1 protein-coding gene is annotated in these 744 nt (G+C 37.5%); it reads right to left on the bottom strand.

All coding sequences use genetic code 11. The features are described 5' to 3' along the window. Window positions 1-142: 142 nt before the first annotated feature. On the bottom strand, window positions 143-744 hold a 602-nt coding region (recA, locus tag DBR11_RS30475), incomplete at its 5' end, for a recombinase RecA (RefSeq protein WP_233260954.1).

Raw genomic sequence — 744 nt, forward strand, 5'->3', positions numbered from 1 at the left:
CTATTGTTCTGGTTGTGATTGTAGCCATTTATGTGGACGCAAAATATATGAAGGCAGCGTAGAGGAGCTACACAATAAGAATTAAAATAAAAAAAGGCCTGCTTTTATTAAAAGCAGGCCTTTTTTTATTTTAATTAAAGTACTATTCTAATTCTTCCAGCTTATCGCCTGTAACTTCTTGTCTGATTTTTGCTTCGATTTCATCAGATAATTCAGGATTATCCAACAACAACTGTTTAACCGCATCTCTTCCCTGGCCAAGTTTAGTATCTCCATAGGAGAACCATGAACCAGCTTTTTTAATAATGTTAAAATCAACTCCAAGGTCAATGATCTCTCCAACTTTAGAGATTCCCTGGTTAAACATAATATCGAATTCTGCAATCCGGAAAGGTGGAGCAACCTTGTTTTTAACAATTTTAACTTTGATCCTGTTTCCTGATACTTCTTCAGAATCTTTAATCTGAGAGGTTCTGCGGATGTCTAAACGTACAGAAGCATAAAATTTTAAGGCGTTACCACCTGTGGTAGTTTCCGGGTTGCCAAACATAACACCAATTTTTTCACGCAATTGGTTGATAAAGATACAGCAGCATCCGGTTTTAGAGATCGTACCTGTTAGTTTACGTAAAGCCTGAGACATTAAACGGGCCTGTAAACCCATTTTAGAATCTCCCATCTCACCTTCTATCTCTGCTTTTGGTACCAGGGCAGCAACGGAGTCAATAACGATTACATCAATAG

This window comes from Pedobacter sp. HMWF019 (genome assembly GCF_003061025.1).
Taxonomy (GTDB): Bacteria; Bacteroidota; Bacteroidia; order Sphingobacteriales; family Sphingobacteriaceae; genus Pedobacter.